19 protein-coding genes and 1 other RNA gene are annotated in these 18,038 nt (G+C 64.7%); 8 read left to right on the forward strand and 12 right to left on the reverse strand.

Features of this window, described 5'->3' with window-relative positions:
* Positions 1-2 precede the first annotated feature (2 nt).
* The 7 genes from C6Y53_RS11040 to C6Y53_RS11070 all read right to left on the reverse strand — a co-directional run bounded on the left by C6Y53_RS11040 (position 3) and on the right by C6Y53_RS11070 (position 6,176).
* Positions 3-683 carry a class II aldolase/adducin family protein gene (locus C6Y53_RS11040; RefSeq protein WP_106472487.1) on the reverse strand — a complete coding sequence of 227 codons (681 nt, stop codon included), beginning with the start codon at positions 681-683 and terminating at the stop codon, positions 3-5.
* Complete coding sequence (locus tag C6Y53_RS11045) at positions 680-1,555, reverse strand: VOC family protein (RefSeq protein ID WP_106472488.1); 876 nt, start codon at positions 1,553-1,555, stop codon at positions 680-682. The genes C6Y53_RS11040 and C6Y53_RS11045 overlap by 4 nt, the downstream gene beginning before the upstream one ends.
* Entirely contained in the window at positions 1,552-2,415 is an 864-nt protein-coding gene (locus tag C6Y53_RS11050; protein WP_106472489.1) for a VOC family protein, read from the reverse strand. Before C6Y53_RS11050 ends, C6Y53_RS11045 begins: the two co-directional genes overlap by 4 nt.
* Positions 2,416-2,464: 49 nt before the next feature.
* Positions 2,465-3,430: a TRAP transporter substrate-binding protein gene (locus C6Y53_RS11055; RefSeq protein ID WP_106472490.1), complete on the reverse strand. Its 966-nt coding sequence runs from the start codon at positions 3,428-3,430 to the stop codon at positions 2,465-2,467.
* A gap of 96 nt (positions 3,431-3,526) precedes the next feature.
* Positions 3,527-4,426: a 3-hydroxyacyl-CoA dehydrogenase NAD-binding domain-containing protein gene (locus C6Y53_RS11060; RefSeq protein ID WP_244615009.1), complete on the reverse strand. Its 900-nt coding sequence runs from the start codon at positions 4,424-4,426 to the stop codon at positions 3,527-3,529.
* An 11-nt stretch (positions 4,427-4,437) separates the two neighbouring features.
* Positions 4,438-5,709, reverse strand: coding sequence for a TRAP transporter large permease (locus C6Y53_RS11065; RefSeq protein ID WP_106472492.1), 1,272 nt, complete (start codon positions 5,707-5,709; stop codon positions 4,438-4,440).
* Positions 5,706-6,176 carry a TRAP transporter small permease gene (locus tag C6Y53_RS11070; RefSeq protein WP_211299356.1) on the reverse strand — a complete coding sequence of 157 codons (471 nt, stop codon included), beginning with the start codon at positions 6,174-6,176 and terminating at the stop codon, positions 5,706-5,708. The genes C6Y53_RS11065 and C6Y53_RS11070 overlap by 4 nt, the downstream gene beginning before the upstream one ends.
* A 257-nt stretch (positions 6,177-6,433) precedes the next feature.
* On the opposite strand from C6Y53_RS11070, the gene C6Y53_RS11075 reads away from it, so the two are divergent.
* Positions 6,434-7,129, forward strand: a complete 696-nt coding sequence (locus C6Y53_RS11075) for a GntR family transcriptional regulator (protein ID WP_106472494.1) — start codon at positions 6,434-6,436, stop codon at positions 7,127-7,129.
* Between the two features lie 163 nt (positions 7,130-7,292).
* Here C6Y53_RS11075 and fumC read toward each other — a convergent pair whose 3' ends face one another.
* A complete protein-coding gene (fumC, locus tag C6Y53_RS11080) occupies positions 7,293-8,690 on the reverse strand; it encodes a class II fumarate hydratase (protein WP_106472495.1) in 1,398 nt (465 codons plus the stop codon).
* A 162-nt stretch (positions 8,691-8,852) separates the two neighbouring features.
* Here fumC and C6Y53_RS11085 point away from each other — a divergent pair, with 162 nt between their 5' ends.
* On the forward strand, positions 8,853-9,389 hold the full coding sequence (locus C6Y53_RS11085; RefSeq protein WP_106472496.1) for a hypothetical protein: 537 nt from the start codon (positions 8,853-8,855) through the stop codon (positions 9,387-9,389).
* Between the two features lie 12 nt (positions 9,390-9,401).
* On the opposite strand, the gene C6Y53_RS11090 is transcribed toward C6Y53_RS11085, so the two are convergent.
* The 3 genes from C6Y53_RS11090 to ssrA form a co-directional block, all read right to left on the reverse strand.
* Complete coding sequence (locus C6Y53_RS11090) at positions 9,402-9,872, reverse strand: SspB family protein (protein WP_106474055.1); 471 nt, start codon at positions 9,870-9,872, stop codon at positions 9,402-9,404.
* A gap of 128 nt (positions 9,873-10,000) precedes the next feature.
* Entirely contained in the window at positions 10,001-10,318 is a 318-nt protein-coding gene (locus C6Y53_RS11095; RefSeq protein WP_106472497.1) for a hypothetical protein, read from the reverse strand.
* A 163-nt stretch (positions 10,319-10,481) separates the two neighbouring features.
* Positions 10,482-10,829: a transfer-messenger RNA gene (gene ssrA / locus C6Y53_RS11100) on the reverse strand.
* A 265-nt stretch (positions 10,830-11,094) separates the two neighbouring features.
* Here ssrA and C6Y53_RS11105 point away from each other — a divergent pair.
* Both C6Y53_RS11105 and C6Y53_RS11110 read left to right on the forward strand, forming a co-directional pair.
* On the forward strand, positions 11,095-12,147 hold the full coding sequence (locus tag C6Y53_RS11105) for a Hint domain-containing protein (RefSeq protein ID WP_106472498.1): 1,053 nt from the start codon (positions 11,095-11,097) through the stop codon (positions 12,145-12,147).
* 340 nt (positions 12,148-12,487) lie between these two features.
* Complete coding sequence (locus C6Y53_RS11110) at positions 12,488-14,110, forward strand: Hint domain-containing protein (RefSeq protein WP_211299357.1); 1,623 nt, start codon at positions 12,488-12,490, stop codon at positions 14,108-14,110.
* Between the two features lie 49 nt (positions 14,111-14,159).
* Here C6Y53_RS11110 and C6Y53_RS11115 read toward each other — a convergent pair whose 3' ends face one another.
* Positions 14,160-14,903, reverse strand: coding sequence for a FadR/GntR family transcriptional regulator (locus C6Y53_RS11115; RefSeq protein WP_106472500.1), 744 nt, complete (start codon positions 14,901-14,903; stop codon positions 14,160-14,162).
* An 89-nt stretch (positions 14,904-14,992) separates the two neighbouring features.
* Here C6Y53_RS11115 and C6Y53_RS11120 point away from each other — a divergent pair, with 89 nt between their 5' ends.
* From C6Y53_RS11120 to acuI, 4 genes are all read left to right on the forward strand, one after another.
* A complete protein-coding gene (locus C6Y53_RS11120) occupies positions 14,993-15,754 on the forward strand; it encodes a DUF2182 domain-containing protein (RefSeq protein ID WP_244614808.1) in 762 nt (253 codons plus the stop codon).
* Positions 15,755-15,770: 16 nt separating this feature from the next.
* Complete coding sequence (locus C6Y53_RS11125) at positions 15,771-16,406, forward strand: DUF1326 domain-containing protein (protein WP_106472501.1); 636 nt, start codon at positions 15,771-15,773, stop codon at positions 16,404-16,406.
* On the forward strand, positions 16,406-16,912 hold the full coding sequence (locus C6Y53_RS11130; protein ID WP_106472502.1) for a DinB family protein: 507 nt from the start codon (positions 16,406-16,408) through the stop codon (positions 16,910-16,912). Before C6Y53_RS11125 ends, C6Y53_RS11130 begins: the two co-directional genes overlap by 1 nt.
* Positions 16,913-17,006: 94 nt before the next feature.
* The gene (acuI, locus tag C6Y53_RS11135) at positions 17,007-17,999 is read left to right on the forward strand and encodes an acryloyl-CoA reductase (protein ID WP_106472503.1); all 993 of its coding nucleotides are present in this window, start codon (positions 17,007-17,009) and stop codon (positions 17,997-17,999) included.
* Positions 18,000-18,038 lie beyond the last annotated feature (39 nt).

Below are 18,038 nucleotides of genomic sequence, written 5' to 3' on the forward strand. Positions count from 1 at the left end.
TTCTATCCCTCATCCCGCGACGGCTTTTCGACGTCTCCGTCGGTCAGGTAATCCCACATGCGTTCGACGATCCCGCCCGCGCGCGTGGCCCTTGCCCGCGCCTGATCGAGTGGCACGAGCGCATCATCGGCGCGGCCGGCCACTCTCGCCGACAGTTCGATCCGGCAGGCATCTTCCAGGTAGTAGGCCAGCATCACCGCTTCCTGCAGCGTTTTACCTGCCACCACGGCGCCGTTCCCCTTCAGGATCAAGCCGACGCTCTGGCCCATCGCGGCAAAGGCCGCATCGGCCTTTTCGTCGTCGCGCACCAGCTGGACATCGTCCCAAAGACCGGCGCGCGGATGAAAATAGCAGCCAAAACCGTGCCGCATCTCCGGCACCAGCCCAAGCGCGCCGAGCGCCATGACGTTCGGCCCCATGAAACGCACCACCCCGCCCGCATCGGGTCGCGCGGCATAGATGCGCTGATGCAGCCTGACCTCTCCCAGCACGCCATCCGGCAGCGGGCCCGTGACCGGCACGTCGGGACAGGCCTCTCCCGGCCGGATCAGGCCCATGGGCCGGGCCGGACAGACCAGAAAGCGATCCGCCGAAATCCGTGCCGAGCAATGGCCATAGGCATGAACCAGCCCGGCCCGGCCCAGCGCGCGCGCGGCGATGCGCACCGTGGTGGCGTCGCTCATTCCCGGCCCCGTTTCTTGTCGCCAAAGGCTTCGATGCGCGGCGCGGCGCCCCATTGGCAGAAACCCTTGGGTTCGAAATGGAACTGGCGGTCCCGCCAGAGCGGTTCGTCATGGATTTCGCAAACGCCGGTCGAGTATTCGAATGTCATCCCGTCGGGGCCGGTGAAATACAGGAATTCCGCGGATGATGTGGGGTGCCGGCCCGGCCCGAAGGTGATGTTCACCTGATTGTCGCGCACGAAGTTGAAGCTGCGCTGAATGTCATCGGTGCCGCCGACCTGGTGGTTGATATGCTGGATGCCTGCCTTGTGGAACGGGAACAGCGCGATGGAATGGTGGATCGTTCCCAGCCGCATCAGGGGCGCATCGCCGATCCGGTCGCTGACGCGGGCGTTGCAGACCTGGGTCCAGAACGCCTCGTCCCGCGCGGCATCGGTGGTGCAGAGGCCGACATGGCTGAACCCGGTAATCCCCGCATCGCGCGTGCCATGGTACCGGTGGCCGGTGGTTTCGGGCCGGACGACGAATTCGATCAGGTTTCCGGTCGGGTCGCGAAAACGGATGAATTCGCGCACCAGCCGCGCCTCGCATTCCGCGGCCGTTCCGGAATGCACATCCTTGCCAAGTGCTTCCAGCGTGGCGGCCGCCCGTTGCAGGTCCTCGCCGCTGCCGAGTTCAAAGGCGGTCATCTGGTCCTCGGCCGCGCCTTCGAAATAGCAAAGCGTATGCGCGCGCTCATCGGACCTGAAATAGGTCGCTCCCTTGCGGCGTTCGGCCACTTCCAGACCGAGGATGTTCTGCGCGAACCATTCGGCCCCTTCCAGATCGCGGGTGCCGAGGCGGCAATAGACAACGTCCTTGAGTTCGATCACAGCCCGTCCCTCCCCAGGAATTCGGGTTGTTCGGTGGGTGCGCCCCAGATGCCGTGGCTTTGCGCGGTGCCCGCGAACTGGCGTGGTCCGCGCGCGGCGATATGGGGGCCCTTGTCGAATTCGGTCACATAGCTGAACAGCATTCCGGCGGGGCCGCGCGTGGTGACGTAAAAGCCGTTCGATGCGGCTTGCCGATCCGGGCCGGCGATGATCGGCAGTTGTGATTTCTCCAGAAAATACCGGTTGCGCATGAGGCTGTCCTTGTCATCGACCTCCCACAGGGCCCCCAGAATACCGTCGCGGTCGGACGGATAGAGCGCGATGCGGTGATGGGCATCATCCAGTGTCAGATAGGCCGCATCACCGGCCCAGTCAGACACGCGAAGCCCCAGCCCCCGTGTCCAGAACGTTTCATTTGCGGCGATATCCGTGCAGCATAGCTGGACGGCGGCAAAATCGACGATCCCGGCATCGCGCGGCCCGTGACAGCGCCAGCCGGATGTCAGCGGACGCCAGACGATTTCGATCGTCACGCCATTGGGTGCCTTGACCGCCAGCCCGGATTTCGACTGACGCGCGGTCGCCTGCGCGCCGGTCAGGCGCTGCGGATCATGCCCGGTTGCGCGCAGCTGCGCCTCGATCTCATCCAGGTCTTCGGACCGCGCCACGCTGAGCGCCACGGCATCGTCGACCGCGCCGCCGGTCAGGCACAACGAATAGTTGCGGGCGTCGGATCGGAACATGGCGAAATCCTCGCCCTGATCGGCGGGCTGCAACCCGAAGACCTCGCCGGCGAAACGCCGTGCCTGATCGAGATCATCGACCCTGAGCCGCAGATATCTGAGGTCGCGATAGGTCATGTTTCACCTTTCCGCATGGGTCGGGCCACGCGCCCGACCCGCGCCATGATCAGAGATTTTCCGCTTCGGCTTCGAGTGCTTCAAGCATAGGTGCGCGTTCGCGCCATGCCGTGTACCAGTCATCGATGGACGATCCGAACCACGCGCGCCCGACCTCGGTCACCGGAACATCGGTGCCCTCCAGTTTTAAACGGTAATCGGCGTCGATATCGGCATAGCGACCGACCAGTTCGTCGATATGCGTGGCAAAGGTCTCTTCGACCAAGGCGCGGTCCTCTTCGGACATGGTGGCCCATTTCCGGCCCGATGCGATCGCAGCCATCGGGAACATCATGTGATCCGAAATGATGATCGACCTGGCGTGTTCATAATATTTGGAATTCCAGGTCCCCTCGACATCGATCTGCATCCCGTCGATCTGGCCATTGGCGAAGGCATCGTAAAGCGCAGGCAATGGCATCGGCGTGGGTGCGGCGCCGACCTGTTTCCAGAAATCCAGCTCCGGCTCGAACGGAATGGTGCGGATCTTCTTGCCGGCCAACCCTTCGACGGTCTCGACCTTGTCGCCGGTTACGATCATCCGCATCCCGGCCATCCCCCAGCCAAGGCCGACAAGTCCGAACTCGCTCATCCCGTCCAGCAGTTTCTGCGCGGTTTCACCCTTCAGCAATGCGCGGGCGCCCGCCACGTCATCGACGATATAGGGGGCCAGGAAGATGCCATAATTCGGGTCGCGATTGGCGAACTCGCCAAGGGTGAAAAAGGCGAAATCCATCGCGCCGGTCTGCAATTGCTGCAGCATCTGAGCCTCGTTCCCCAGCTGCCCCGAGGGGAAGATCAGGATATCGACGCGGTCTTCGGTCTTTTCGCGGATCTCATCGGCAAGCGCCTCTGCCGTCACCGTCCACTGATGCGGGGGCGGTGTTATCAGGCCCATCCGGTATTCTTCTGCCGAGGTCATGCCGGCAAGCATCAGGCTGCCGGCGGCGATCCCGGCCAGGGTGAACTTGGTCATTTCTTCCTCCCAGTTTTTGGCCGGCCTTGCCTCTGGCGCAGGGCGGCAACGCTATTGAATATCGATATTATTAGAATATCAACAAAAAAATCGATATTATTTGCGCGAGACCGGCGTTTTCGCCGCCAGGCGTTGCGGCAGATTGGAATCGCGCAGCCTCGCAAGTGATGTCAGGGGCGGCAAATCGGCTGTTTCATAGGCGCCGAGCAACGCGGCGCGGGTCGGGGCGTCCAGTTGCGGCTGGCCGAGATCATCGAAGATCTGCTGAAAGGCAGGGCCGAGCGCGTCCAGGAAGCCCGCCATGCCCTGCCGGCCGCCCGACAGGGCAAAGACCGAATGCGGGCCGATATCGCACCAGCGGGGGGCAAGCGCCTCGGTCACGGCGCGTTCGGTGTCCTCAAGGCTGGCGGCACCGCTCACGACCAGATGCAGGGCCTCCCGCCACAGCGCGATCTGCAGGCGGTTGACCAGATGGCCTTTCATCGGCTTGCGCAGCGTCAGGACAGTCTTGCCGGCGTTTTCATATATCCCCCGCGCGGCCTCGATCGCCTGGGGATTGCAGGCCGATCCCGGAGAGATCTCGACGATGGGCATCAACCAGGGCGGATTGCAGGGGTGGCCGATCAACAGCCGGTTCCCGAGGCCCGTGGCCTCGGCAATCTGGTCTGCCGTAAAGGTTGACGAACTGGAGGCGATGGCCCGCACCTCAGCCAGATGCGGCGCCAGATCGCGCAGGGCGCGCTGTTTGAGAGCAAGATCTTCGGGCAGTGCCTCTTGCAGGAAATCCGCCTGTGCGGCCTCCTCCGCGCGGCCCATCCGTGGGGGCGTGGCGTTTGGGGAACCTCGTCCCACCTGTGCCAGAACCGACCGTGCCTGTTGCCAGCAATCGTCCAGCCTGTCCGCTGCCGCCGGATCAGGGTCCAGCACCACGACATCATGACCTGTCGACGCAAAGGCTGCGGCCCATCCCGTCCCGATCAGCCCGCCGCCAAGCACGGCTATGCGCGCTAGCGGAGCCAATTGTTGAGCCCCAGTGTCAGCGGCGGGAACAGGACCAGCAGCGCTTGCACGAAAGCGACTGCAACGAAGAAGGGTGTGATCAGCACGGCCAGACGCTCTGCCCGGACATTGCCCATCATGGCCGCGGCGAACAGGCCGGTTCCAACCGGCGGCGTCAGCAGGCCGGCGGTCAGGTTCAGGCAGACGATGACGCCGAACTGGAACGGGTCGATGCCATAGACATTTACCGCAACCGGGAGGAAAACCGGCACAACAAGTATGATCGCCGGGATCGGGTCGGTAATCATGCCCAGAAACAGCAGCATCAGGTTGATCAGCAGCAGGAAGATCAGCGGCGATGACGTCACGCCCTGCAACCAGTCCGAGACGATGGCAGGCAGGTTGTTGAAGGTGATGACCCATGAAAACAGCCCCGCCGCCGCGATCAGGAACAGCACCACCGCCGACGAGGCGCCGGCCCGGATGAATGAAGACCAGATATCGGACCAGTTCATTTCCCGATACACGAACCGCCCAATCAGTATGGCGAGAATGCTGGCGACGGCGGCGGATTCGGTGGGCGTGGCGACACCGCCGAGAATGGTGCCGATGATCACCACCGGGATCAGCACGGCGGGCAGTGCATCGCGCATGGCGCGGAGACGCTGCGCCAGTGCGACCTTTTCGCTGCGTGGGAAGTTGTGGCGCTGCCCAAGCCAGCCGATCACCGCCAGGAAGACGACAAACAGGATCACGCCCGGCAGGATCCCGGCGATGAACAGATCGCCGATGGGAAGCTGCGCGATGACCCCGAAGATGATGAACAGCATCGAGGGCGGGATGATCGGCGCCAGCATCCCGCCCGCTGCCGTGATCGCGACCGATACATCGCGGGGATAGCCGGTGCGTTCCATCTCTGGCACCGCGACGCGGGACATGATGGTGATCTGCGCGACCGTAGAGCCGAGGATCGAGGCCATCATCATGTTCGCCACGAGGTTCACATAGGCCAGCCCGCCCCTGACCGAGCCCAGCAGCGCCACGGAAACGTTCATCAGCCGCCGTCCGATGCCGCCGGCATTCATGAATTCTCCCAGGAGGATGAACAGCGGCAGGGCGAGAAGCCCGTAATTCTCCAGCCCGCCGAAAAACTGTTGCGGAAAGCTCTGGAACAGGATGGGGTTCCCGCTGGTCCAGATCATGATCATCGCCAAGGCGATCAGGGCAAAGGCAATCGGCAGGCCGATGACGAGCAGGGCAAGAAATGACAGCCCGGTCATCGTAGCGGGTCCGGTGCCGGCTGGCCGAAGCGGGCAAGGACGTGGATCAGGCCGGCGACGCAGAATAGCGGCATGATCAGCCAGAACCACAGCTTGCGGATGCCGAGCGTCGTCGTCGGTTCCTGGTAGAGGAAATTGAAGCTCTCGCGGGCGTAGTCCGACATGTTTTCCGCCGCCATGACGCCGGGCGGGTCGAACCAGTTCCACAATGTCATGCCAAAGACCAGCAGGATCGCCAGCAGAACGGCATCGACGACGCGCAGCAGGTTTGTCCGGGCTGCCGGACCAAGCCTGTCGGCCAGCAGCGTCACCGCCAGGTGATGGCGTTTGGCGATGCCAAGGGAGGCCCCGGAAAAGGCGCCCACGACCATCAGGTAGACGGCCAGTTCATCCGTCCAGATCAACGGTCGCCCGAATGCGCGCGACACGACATTTGCCAGCAGCAGCGCGAGGACCGCGAAGATCATCAATCCCGTCACTCGCGCCTCTGCCCATACAATAGCCGCGCTGAGCCGTTGCAGCGGCCCTTGCCCGGCCATCCGTCGAACCTCGGCCATCATCCCCCCTATTCCTTGCGGGTGACCCATGTTCTGGCCGGCCCTCTCCGCCGCATGAATAAATATCGATATTTTTGGGCTGTCAAACTTAAAATCGATATTATTGCTCTTGCCCGGCGGCTCGGGTAGTCTTGCTGCGACATGCCAAACACGAGGGATCGCCTGCGTTGAACCAGTTTGACTCCGAAGAGCCGGAAAAGACGCTGTCCGAACGGGCCTATCGCGCGATCCGCGAGGATATCGTCTCAGGCGCGCTTGTGCCCAGCCAGAAGCTGAAGATCGACATGTTGCGCCAGCGATACGGCCTGAACGCGGGGCCGCTGCGCGAGGCCCTGTCGCGGCTCGCCGGCGACAATCTGGTTGAGGTTCTGGGTCAGCGGGGGTTTGCCGTCGCCCCGATCTATCCACGCGATGCCGAGGAAATCGGCGATCTCCGCAAGATGCTCGAGGCCGAGGCCCTGGGGCGGTCCATTCCGCGCGGCGACAGCGCCTGGGAAGAACGCCTGATCGCCGCCTATCACCGGCTTTCGCGCCAAGAGGTCAAGCGCGATCAGGGCATCGAGGAACTGGCTGTATGGGAGCAGCGGAATTTCGAGTTTCACGAGGCGACGGTGGCGGCCTGTGACAGTCTCTGGCTGCTGCGGGTGCGCCAACAGCTGTTCCGCCAGCATGAACGCTATCGACGTTTCAGCCGCATCATGTCGGTCACCACGCGGGCCATCCATGACGAACACGAAGCCCTGTTCGAAGCCTGCATCGCCCGCGATGTCGGCTGTGCGCAGGAGGTGATCGCCAGTCACATCCAGCGCACGACGGATGCCGTCACCTCCGCCCTCGAAACCAATGGCCAGCGGCAGTCGTGATCGTGGCCAGACGGGGGCAACGGGTTATGTGACGCGTTCCAGCGCCTTTTGGCGGGCTTGCCACGGTCGGTAGATGGCGCGGTGGCGGCCCCGAAGGTTGTTTCGGGGCCGCCGGATTTATGGCGCCAGCGGGGGCGTCTTGCCTGCCGAGCCGCCGTGGCGGTTACTTGGCCTTGGGGCCGACCATGTTTTCCGGGCGCACGACGCGGTCGAAGGTTTCCGCGTCCACGAAACCCAGCGCGATCGCCTCTTCCTTGAGCGTGGTCTTGTTCTTGTGCGCGGTCTTGGCGACCTTGGTGGCGTTGTCATAGCCGATCTCGGGCGCCAGCGCGGTGACCAGCATCAGCGACTCGCGCATCAGCTTCTCGATCCGGTCCGCGTCGGCCTTCAGCCCGTCCACCAGGTTGTCGGTAAAGGCGCTGGCGGCGTCGCCCAGGAGCTGCATCGATTGCAGGACGTTGTAGGCCATCATCGGTTTGTAGACATTCAGTTCGAAATGGCCCTGGCTGCCGGCAAAGCCCACCGCCGCATCATTGCCCATCACATGGGCGCAGACCTGGGTCAGCGCCTCGCACTGGGTCGGGTTCACCTTGCCGGGCATGATCGAACTGCCCGGTTCGTTCTCGGGCAGGATCAGTTCGCCCAGGCCGCAGCGGGGGCCGGAGCCGAGGAACCGGATGTCGTTGGCGATCTTGAACAGGCTGGCGGCCACGGTTTTCAGCGCGCCGGAGATTTCCACCATCGCGTCATGGGCGGCGAGCGCCTCGAACTTGTTGGGCGCGGTGACAAAGGGCAGGCCGGTGATCCCGGCCATGTTGGCGGCGACGGTTTCGCCCCAGCCCTCGGGCGTGTTCAGGCCGGTGCCCACGGCGGTGCCGCCCTGCGCCAGTTCGTAGATGCGCCCCAGCGCGTCCCGGACCCGCTGGATGCCCATGGCTATCTGGTGGGTATAGCCGGAAAATTCCTGGCTCAGCGTCAGCGGCGTGGCGTCCTGGGTGTGGGTGCGGCCGATCTTGATGATGCCGTCGAATTCCTCGACCTTCCGGGCCATAGCCCGGTGCAGCTTGTCCAGCCCCGGCAGCAACACGTCGCGCGCGGTCATCGCGGTGGCGATATGCATCGCGGTGGGGAAGGTGTCGTTGGACGACTGCCCCATGTTGCAGTGGTCATTGGGGTGGACCGGGTCCTTGGAGCCGATCTCGCCGCCGAGCATCTCGATGGCGCGGTTGGCGATCACCTCGTTGGCGTTCATGTTCGACTGGGTGCCCGAACCGGTCTGCCACACCACCAGCGGAAAGTTCTCGTCCAGCTTGCCGGCGACGACCTCGGACGCGGCGGCGATGATCGCGTCGGCCAGCCGGGCATCCAGCTTGCCGTTGGCCTTGTTGGCCATGGCGCAGGCCTGCTTGATCACGCCGAGCGCACGGACTATGGCGACGGGCTGGCGTTCCCAGCCGATGGGAAAGTTCATCAGCGATCGCTGGGTCTGGGCGCCCCAGTATTTGTCGGCGGGCACCTCCAGCGGTCCAAAGCTGTCGGTCTCGGTGCGGGTCTCGGCCATCGGTCTGCTCCGTCAGGAATACTGTCGCATGCCGTTTAGCGGCCCGGTCGGGTGCGCGCAATCTGCCAGTTGCGCGCAGGCACCGCATTGCCCGGCGCCCCGGGGCTGCTATTCTCGGGGTCGGGGTGCGATCCGCGCCTGATGCCACGAACGGGGGGTGCCATGTCTTGTCTGCCGGTCCGAAACCTGTTGGCGCTGGTGCTGCTGGCGCTGCCGTTGGCGGCGATGGCGGATGCCAGCCGTTTCGCCGGGCACTACGAGGGATCCGCCGATCTGGTGCTGTCCGACGGCACGGTCACGCCGCGCGACATGTCGGTCACGATTTCGGCCGGCAAGGGCGGCGGGTTTTCGGTGGCGTGGGGGTCGACGTCGTTCTATCCCGACACCTCGTCGCGCACGAAAAGCTACCAGATCGATTTCAGGCCCAGCGACCGGCCCGGCATCTTCGCGGCCCAGATGCAGACCAACGTGTTCGGCCACGAAGTTCCGATGGACCCGATGAAGGGCGATCCCTTTGTCTGGGCGCGGATCGAGGGCGACACCATGACCGTCTTTTCGCTGTTCGTCGATGATCGTGGCGATTACGAGATGCAGCAGTTCGACCGGACCCTGGCCGAGGGCGGGCTGCGGCTGCGGTTCACCAGTCACCGCAACGGACGGCAGATGCGGTCGGTCGATACCTTCCTCGACCGCAGGTGAGGCCCGGCCGGGTTATTTGCGGAAACTGTCGAGCGACACGATCTCGGCGTCGGGCCGGGGGTCTTCGGGCTGCGGCGCCTGGTCGGGGTCGGCGTCTTCGATGGCCTCGGCCGTCTCGTCCTCGTCGTCCTCGGCGGTTTCGAACCGCAGGCCGAACTCGACCGACGGATCGACGAAGGTCTTGATCGCGTCATAGGGAATGCACAGGTTCTCGGGCGCATCGCCGAAATTCAGCGTGACCGAAAACTCGTCCTCTCCGACCTCGAGATCCTCGAACCAGTGCTGCATCACCACCGTCATTTCCTCGGGATAGCGGTCGCGCAGCCAACTGGCCATCCGCACGCCGTCATGGGTGGTGTCGAAGGTGATGAAGAAATGATGCGCGCCGGGCAGCCCGCGTTCGGCCACGTCGCGCAGCACGGTCCTGATCAGCCCGCGCATCGCGCTGTGCATCAGGTTGCCATAGTCGATCTGGGCGCTCATCGCGGTCTCCGCATCTGTTGCGCTCATCTTATAAGAGATTCGCGCCGAAGCGAAAGCGCATAGCGATCACCGCACCATTCCGGGAACCATGCCCGCCGTGGCCCTGACGATTGCCCCCGGGCGGCCGCCTATTTTGCCAGCGCGGCGTGCACCAGGGCTTCCAGCCGCGTCAGGCGGCTTTCGAGCTTCATCTTTTCGACATGCTTGAGGGCCTTCTGCGTTTCCTGCTTCACCAGCGCCTCGTTCGCCTTCTGCTGCAGTTCGAGCTCGCGTTTCACGCCCTTTTCGCTGTTGGACGATTCCTTCCGCACGACGTCGATATACTTTTCGATGTCCTTGGGGCTGGTCATGTTGTCGGCCAGCGCCTTGATCCGGGCCTCGGCGGATTTGAGCCGTTTTTCCAGGTCGGCGCATTTCTTGGTCAGGGATTTGACGTCTTCGGGCATGAACAACTCCGGTCGCTTGGGCAATGAATTCGTGGCGGCAATATGCCGGGGCAGGATAACGCCATTGTCGGGAAACGGGAAAGGAAATGCGGCCCCGTTCCTGCGCGAATGCGGGGGCTGTTCTGCGGGATCTGTCTCGCGGGGGTCTGTCGGGGCCGGGGAAAGTGCAGGCTTCTGTTGCCAGGTGCCTGCGAACCCCGCCTTACACGGCTAGGTGCAAGGGCTTAGATTTCGGCTTTTGGCACCGCTTAAGCGGCGACAGCAACCGGAGCACGATTGTTGTTGGCAATTATGCTTTACGGACCGATAACGGTGGTACCCCGCCGGGACAAAGCAAACCCCTTTACACGTTCGTCGATCCTGTTTCGGCCCCATGATCCCCCAACAAGGGATTTTGGTGGAGCCGCCGGGTACCGCCCCCGGGTCCGATCCGCTTATTTCGAGCGCGTTTATGTCCATAGTCCCGAAGGACAGGACGTATATAGGACGGTTGGCGCCGTGCTGCAATGTGTTCGTGGCATCTGTCGCGCCGGGCCGGTGGCGCAACCTGTGGGAGATTGCTAGCGAAAATATGCCATCTGTGATAGAAATAACATCAATGTTTTGAATGTGTTAATACGACTCTCCGTTTGGAGAAACAGGTGACGTTACGGTATTAGTTAACGAAAGCGGTCTGCTCGAGGGCAGGGTGCCGCCTGGCAAATGGGCGGGATTGCCTGCGCCTGATGTGATCGCCCGAGCGAGCGAATTGTAGTAGCAGCAAAGGTGTTCAACGCATGGCGGAAGTCAACTATTGGTATCTCACCCCGATCACCCGTAGCGGCAGCAACGCCCCGAACTGGGACGTGGACCCCAGCCAATCGGTGCAATACGAAGTCTGGTTCGGAACTCAGGCTGAATACAATGCACTGCCCGATCCCGGTATCTACGACATCGTGATCGTGGACGTCAATTCGGACGGGCTGGTTTCGGCGACCGAAATGCGCGATGCGCTGAACGGGTCGACCGCGCCGAATCCATCGAACAACCAAGGGTATCTTGGTGAATACGAGGTTGACTATGATGGCACCGGGCCGCAACCGACCGTGGCCTACAGCACCAGCAACCAGGGTATCCAGTCCACGACCCAGGCGATGTTGCTCACGATTGATCCTCTTGATCCGAACCTTACGGACTTTCCTGCCAACTACAAAGGTGGTGTCGGCAATTTCGACCCCTTCGATCCCGGCACTCTTGCGCCGCCCTGTTTCGTGCATGGCACGCATATCCTGACGCCGGAAGGGCAGGTCAGGGTCGCGGATCTCTGCGTCGGCGACCTGGTGATGACCCGCGATCACGGGCCGCAGCCGGTGCGCTGGATCGGGGTTGCGCAGGTCTCGGCGGCGCGGTTGACCCTGCAACCGGAACTCTACCCGGTGGTGATCCGGCAGGGCGCGCTGGGCGAAAACCGGCCCGCCGCCGATCTGCATGTGTCGCGCCAGCACCGTGTTCTGGTCGATGACTGGCGGGCCGAGCTGATGTTCGGCGCCGATGACGGCGTGCTGGTGCCCGCCATCGCCCTGTGCAACGACAGCACCGTGACCGTCGATCATGCCCCGCAGACCGTCACCTATTACCATGTCGCGTTCGACCGGCACGAGGTGATCTGGTCCGAGGGTCTGGAAACCGAAAGCTTCTTTCCCGCCGCGCGCACCGTCCAGGCGATGACCGCGGCGCAGCGGAACGAACTGTTTACGCTGTACCCGGAACTGGCCACGAACGGTCAGGCGTTCGAGGCCGCGCGGCCGCAGCCGGCGACACGGGGCGCGCGGATGCTGGCGCGGGCCTGAGGGCGGCGGACAGAGAATGCCCCGGATCTCATGTCGCGGGGGTGATTCGGGATCGGCGCGCAGGCCGGGGCGTGGTGATCACTTGCGCTCTGGCCGGATGAAAGGGCTCTCTATCCTCAGGCGAGTTGACGTAGGGGAAACTTAGCCCGTGGCGTAAGTCGTCCTGATTTTGCCTTAAAATTGGGGCAGTTTGGCGGTATTTTCCCCTTTTTTGCGATCTGGGCGGCGTCCTAGCCTAGGTGCTGATCCCGATGATTCGCGGGCGCGTGGCATGTTGCCACGATGTGTAACGAATTTTGCCGCGGTCGCTGGGCCGGGGCGTTTAGGTGAGGACCAGTTCATGGCTGACGTTCAAGGGCCAACCACGGAAACGATCGATCCGACTTCCAACAACCCGACCAGCGTCTCGCAGACGACGATGGTTGAAACCACGAACAGCAACAACAACAGCGTTGACGATGACGGGTTCGATCTGTCCGCCAACCTTGTGACCGGCAATATCAACAACCCGATCAACGTGGTCGTTGCCGTTGATACCTCTGGGTCGACCAGCAACCTGTCGGGATCGGATGTCGATGGCGACGGCGTCGAGGATACCTATCTCGAAGCCCAGGTCTATGCCGCCAAGCAGTTGTTCCAGGCCTATGTGGATGCCGGGTATGACCCCAGCGAGGTTACGATCTCGCTGGTGGATTATTCGACCAACGCGCAGAATTATGGCCCGTTTTCGCTCGACTCTGTCGGGCAGTCCGATTTCGAGGACGTGTTGGACGGCATGACCTCGGGCGGCTGGACGAACTACGAAAGGGCGCTGGGGGCGGCCGGCGACGCCTTTACCGATGCCGGGGCCGATCCGAACGACAACAACCTACTTGTTTTCATGTCGGACGGCCGCCCCCGTCCCGGCGGGCAGGATATCCCCGGGGCGGCGCAGACGCTGGAAGACGACTGGAATGTCGATATCGCGGGCATCGGTGTCGGTGACAACAGCAGCCTCACGGCGCTGAACCAGCTCGACAATACGGTCGGCGCCACCAAGGTGTCGACCGGGCAGGAACTGATCGACGAGATCGTCAAGCCGCTGTCCGCCGCCGAACTGGACTATGTCGAGGTGGTGATCGAGGGGGTGGACGAATTCGGCAACCCGCACACCCAGACCGTGCAGATCCTGCCCACCGACATCAACCCCGACACCGGCCAGCCCTATATCAAGTCGAACCCGTCGGGCTGGGTGCTCGACAGTTTCCCGATCGATCCGGATTTTCCCTCGGGTCAGAATGTCGAGATTACGGTCAACAGTGTCTTTGCCGAAGATCCGGGCAATCCCGGCTCGGGTCCGCAGGTCGTGACCACGGTCCATAACCTGATGGTTGTGCCTTGTTTCGTGCTTGGCACCCATATCCGGACGCCGGAAGGGCAGGTCAGGGTCGAGGATCTCTGCGTCGGTGACCTGGTGATGACCCGCGATCACGGGCCACAGCCGGTGCGCTGGATCGGGGTGTCGCATGTCTCGGCGGCGCAGATCGCGCGGCTGCCCGAACTGCGCCCGGTGGTGATCCGGCAGGGGGCGCTGGGCAAGGACCGGCCCGCCGCCGATCTGCATGTGTCGCGCCAGCACCGTGTTCTGGTCGATGACTGGCGGGCGGCGCTGATGTTCGGTGTCGATGACGGTGTGCTGGTGCCCGCCATTGCCATGTGCAACGATGGCTCGGTGGCCGTCGATCATGCGTCGCAGGGCGTCACCTATTACCATATCGCGTTCGACCGGCACGAGGTGATCTGGTCCGAGGGCCTGGAAACCGAGAGCTTCTTTCCCGCCGCGCGGACGGTTCTGGCGATGACCGCGGCGCAGCGGGGCGAACTGTTCACGCTGTTCCCGGAGCTGGTCACCGGAGGCCAGCCGTTCGAGGCCGCGCGGCCACAGCCGGCGACACGGGCCGCGCGGATACTGGCGCAGGCCTGAGGGCGCTGTTCCGGCGAGGGCGACCGGTTTTTTCGGTTTCCGCGGGTGATCAGCCGTCGCGATCGGCACGCGCGTTGCGCTGCTGCATCACGTCGCGCCCCAGCGTCAGCGTGTAATCGGCCAGTTCGCACAGCGCGGCATCTGCGCTCTGCGCGTCCCGTGCCTCGATCGCGTCGGCGATGCTGCTGTGCAGCGCGACGATGGCCTGCCGCGACCGCGCGGTGAAGGTGATCATGTTCATCAGCGGCTGCATCGCCTCGACGGCGCCGGCCAGCTGGTAGGACAGGACCGGGTTTCCCGCCCCGTCCACCAGCGCCCGGTGAAACGCCACGTCGGAGGCGCAGAAGGCTTCGTCGGTCAGGCCCGGCTGCGCCTGCCGGAAGCATTCGGCGCGCATGGTGGCGAGGTGATCGGCGCTGCGGCGTTGGGCCGACAGCGGGGCGCAGGCGCGTTCCAGCGCATAGCGCGCCTCGCAGGCGGTTTCGAAACTGACCGCGTTCATGCTCAGCAGCAGGGTCGCGGTGGTCACCTGCTGCGCATAGGCGTCTTCATAGCTCAGCCGGTTGACAAAGGCGCCGCCCGCGGCCCCGCGCTGGGTGCGGATCAGCGACTGCGCCGCCAGCCGTTTCAGCGCCTCGCGCACGGTGGGCCGCGACACGCGGAACTGTTCGGCAAGCTCGGCCTCGGATGGCAGCCGTTCGTCCACGATCAATGCGCCGCCGACGATGGCGTCGCGGATCGCCGCGGCGATCTGGGCGGACAGGTCCGCCGGGCTCTGCGGGTCCAGCTTCATGCGGGGCGCCGGGGCTGTCGGGTCACTTTTCATTTGTCTGACATTTAAAAGTCTGACATTCAGAGCGCAAGTGGAATCGGGGGGATTCGATGCTGTCAGACCGGATCAGGGCGATGGGGGCGCCGCATTGGCTGGCCCTGTTCGGCATGATCCTGGGGGCGTGGCTGCTGCTCTACCTGATGGCCGAGCCGGCCGGGCTGCGCGACGCGGTGGCGGTCTATGGCCGCGATTACTGGCGCGATTTCTGCACATTGACACCCGATGCGGCCGGGTTTGCGCGCATGGCGGCGATGTGGGCGCTGATGACGGCGGCGATGATGGCGCCGACCGTGCTGCCGGCGCTGGCCACATACGAGGACCTGCGCCATGCCGGGGCGGCGCCGCGACCGGGGGTGCTGGTGGCCGGTTACCTGGCGGTCTGGCTGGGCTATTCGCTGCTGGCCGCGGCGGCGCAGCTGGCGCTGTTCTCGGCCGGGCTGATGGACCCGCTGGGCCAGCGGGCGGTGCCGGTCCTGTCGGCGTTTCTGCTCGCCGGGGCGGGGGTCTATCAGTTCGCGCCGATGAAAGAGGCCTGCCTGAGCAGATGTCGCCGGCCGCTGGTCTTTTTCATGCAGTACTGGGACGAGGGGCCGTGGCGCAACGGCCTGCGGCTGGGGCTGGTCTGTCTCGGCTGCTGCTGGGCGCTGATGGCGCTGGCCTTTGTCGGCGGGGTGATGAACCTGGCCGTCATGGGGCTGGCGACGCTGATCATGGTGCTGGAAAAACTGCCCGGGATCGGGCGGTTCGTAACCCGCCCGCTGGGGGTCGTGCTGATCGCGGCGGCGGCGCTGCGGCTGGCGACAATCGTTTAGACAAGGGAGAAGACAGATGGCTCTGGACACATTGGAGGTCGGCACGGTGCCCTGGACGATCAAGGGCGAGCTGATCCTGAACTGCAACTGCACGGTATTCTGCCCCTGCGTGGTCAGCCTCGGCCAGCATCCGCCGACCGAAGGCTACTGCCAGGCCTGGGCGGGTGTGCGCATCGACGAGGGCCAGTATGGCGACGAGGATATCTCGGGGCTGAATGTGGGGCTGATGCTGGAGATCCCCGGCCTGATGGGGCGCGGCAACTGGAAGGCGGCGGCCTATATCGACGACCGGGCGACCGATGCCGCCTATGACGGGCTGGTGAACATCTTTTCCGGCGCGGCACGCGGCACGACGGGGCTGTTTTCGGTGCTGGTCAGCGAATTCCTGGGCGCGGAACGCGCGCCGGTGGTGTTCGAAACCGAAGGCAAGGCGCGCCGCCTGATGGTCGGCAAGAAGATCCAGGGCGAGGTGGTGCCGGTCGAGGGCCACAAGGGCGAGGACATCGTCGTCACCAACACCCAATACTGGATGGGCCCCGACATCACCGTGGCGACCGCGACCAGGGGCCGGGTCCGCGCCTTTGGCCGGGTGTGGGATTTCGATGGCCGTTCAGCCGAGATCTGCCAGATCGACTGGCAAGGGCCGCGGTGATGATCACCCCCGGCTACTGCCGTGAAATGGCGCGCTACAACGCCTGGCAGAACCGGCAGCTGTCGGGGTTGCTGCAGGGGATGGAGGCGGGCGAACTGACCCGCGACCGGGGCGCGTTCTTCGGGTCGATCCTCGGCACGCTCAATCACCTGGTCTGGGGCGACCTGATCTGGATGGCGCGGTTCGACGGCAGCGACCGCCCGGTGGGTGGGATCGGCGACGGCACCGCAAGGCATGACGGATACGAAGGCTGGGCCGGGGAACGGGCGGCGCTGGACGCGCGGATCGAAACCTGGGCGGCCGGGGTGGGCGAGGCCGCGCTGCGCGGCGATCTGCGCTGGGTCTCCGGCGCGACCGGGCAGGAGGCGACGCGTCCGCTGGCAACCTGCGTGGTGCATATGTTCAACCACCAGACCCATCACCGCGGCCAGGTGCATGCCATGTTGACGGCGGCGGGCAGCGCCGCGCCGGTCAGCGACCTGGTGTTCATGCCGGGGGCTGAATGACGGCCCAGGCCGGCGCGGGCGGTGACGACGGGAGCCTCCGGCGGGGATATTTTTGGCAAGAGGAAGGGGCGGGACCGCCCGGACAGGAGACGAGATGTTCAACGCATTGGTTGTGAGGAAGGACGAGGAGAGCGGCAAGACCGGTGCCGCGGTCGAACAGGTATCGCTCGAGGATCTGCCGCAGGGCGAAGTCACCGTGGCGGTCGAGTATTCGACCGTGAACTACAAGGACGGGTTGTGTATCGGCCCGGGCGGCGGGCTGGTGCGCAAGTATCCGCATGTGCCGGGGATCGATTTCGCCGGAACGGTCGAGACGTCGTCGGACGACCGCTATGCGCCCGGCGACCGGGTGGTGCTGACAGGCTGGCGCGTGGGCGAGGCCCATTGGGGCGGCTATGCGCAGAAGGCGCGGGTGCGCGCCGACTGGCTGGTGCCGCTGCCCGACGGGTTGAGCACGCGGCAGGCGATGGCGGTCGGCACGGCGGGGTTCACCTCGATGCTCGCGGTGATGGCGCTGGAGGATCACGGGCTGGAGCCCGGGCACGGCCCGGTGCTGGTGACCGGCGCGGCGGGTGGTGTCGGCAGCGTGGCGACGGCGATCCTGGCCAACCTGGGCCATGACGTGGCCGCGGTGACCGGGCGGCCCGAGACGGCGGAGTATCTGACCGCGCTGGGCGCGGCGCGGATCGTTCCGCGCGAGGAGCTGAACGAGACCACCAAAAGGCCGCTGGAAGGGGAAACCTGGGCCGGCTGCGTCGACGCGGTGGGCGGCGCGATGCTGGCACGCGTCCTGGGGCAGATGAAATATGGCTGCCCGGTGGCCGCGGTCGGGCTGGCCGGCGGGGCGGCGTTGCCTGCGACCGTGATCCCGTTCCTGCTGCGCGGGGTGAACCTGCTGGGCATCGACAGCGTGATGCAGCCTTATGACAACCGCCTGCGGGCCTGGCAGCGGATCGCGCGCGACCTGCCGATGGACAAGCTGGAGGCGATGGTGCGGCCGGCGGTGATGGCCGATCTGCCGCAGCTGGGCGCGGATATCCTGAAGGGCCGGGTGCAGGGCCGCGTGGTGGTGGATGTGAACGCCTGAAGACCGGGTCAATTCAGAGGCCGCGGCAGCGGGGCGCGT

Origin of the sequence: Pukyongiella litopenaei (genome assembly GCF_003008555.2) — a bacterium.
Taxonomy (GTDB): domain Bacteria; phylum Pseudomonadota; class Alphaproteobacteria; order Rhodobacterales; family Rhodobacteraceae; genus Pukyongiella; species Pukyongiella litopenaei.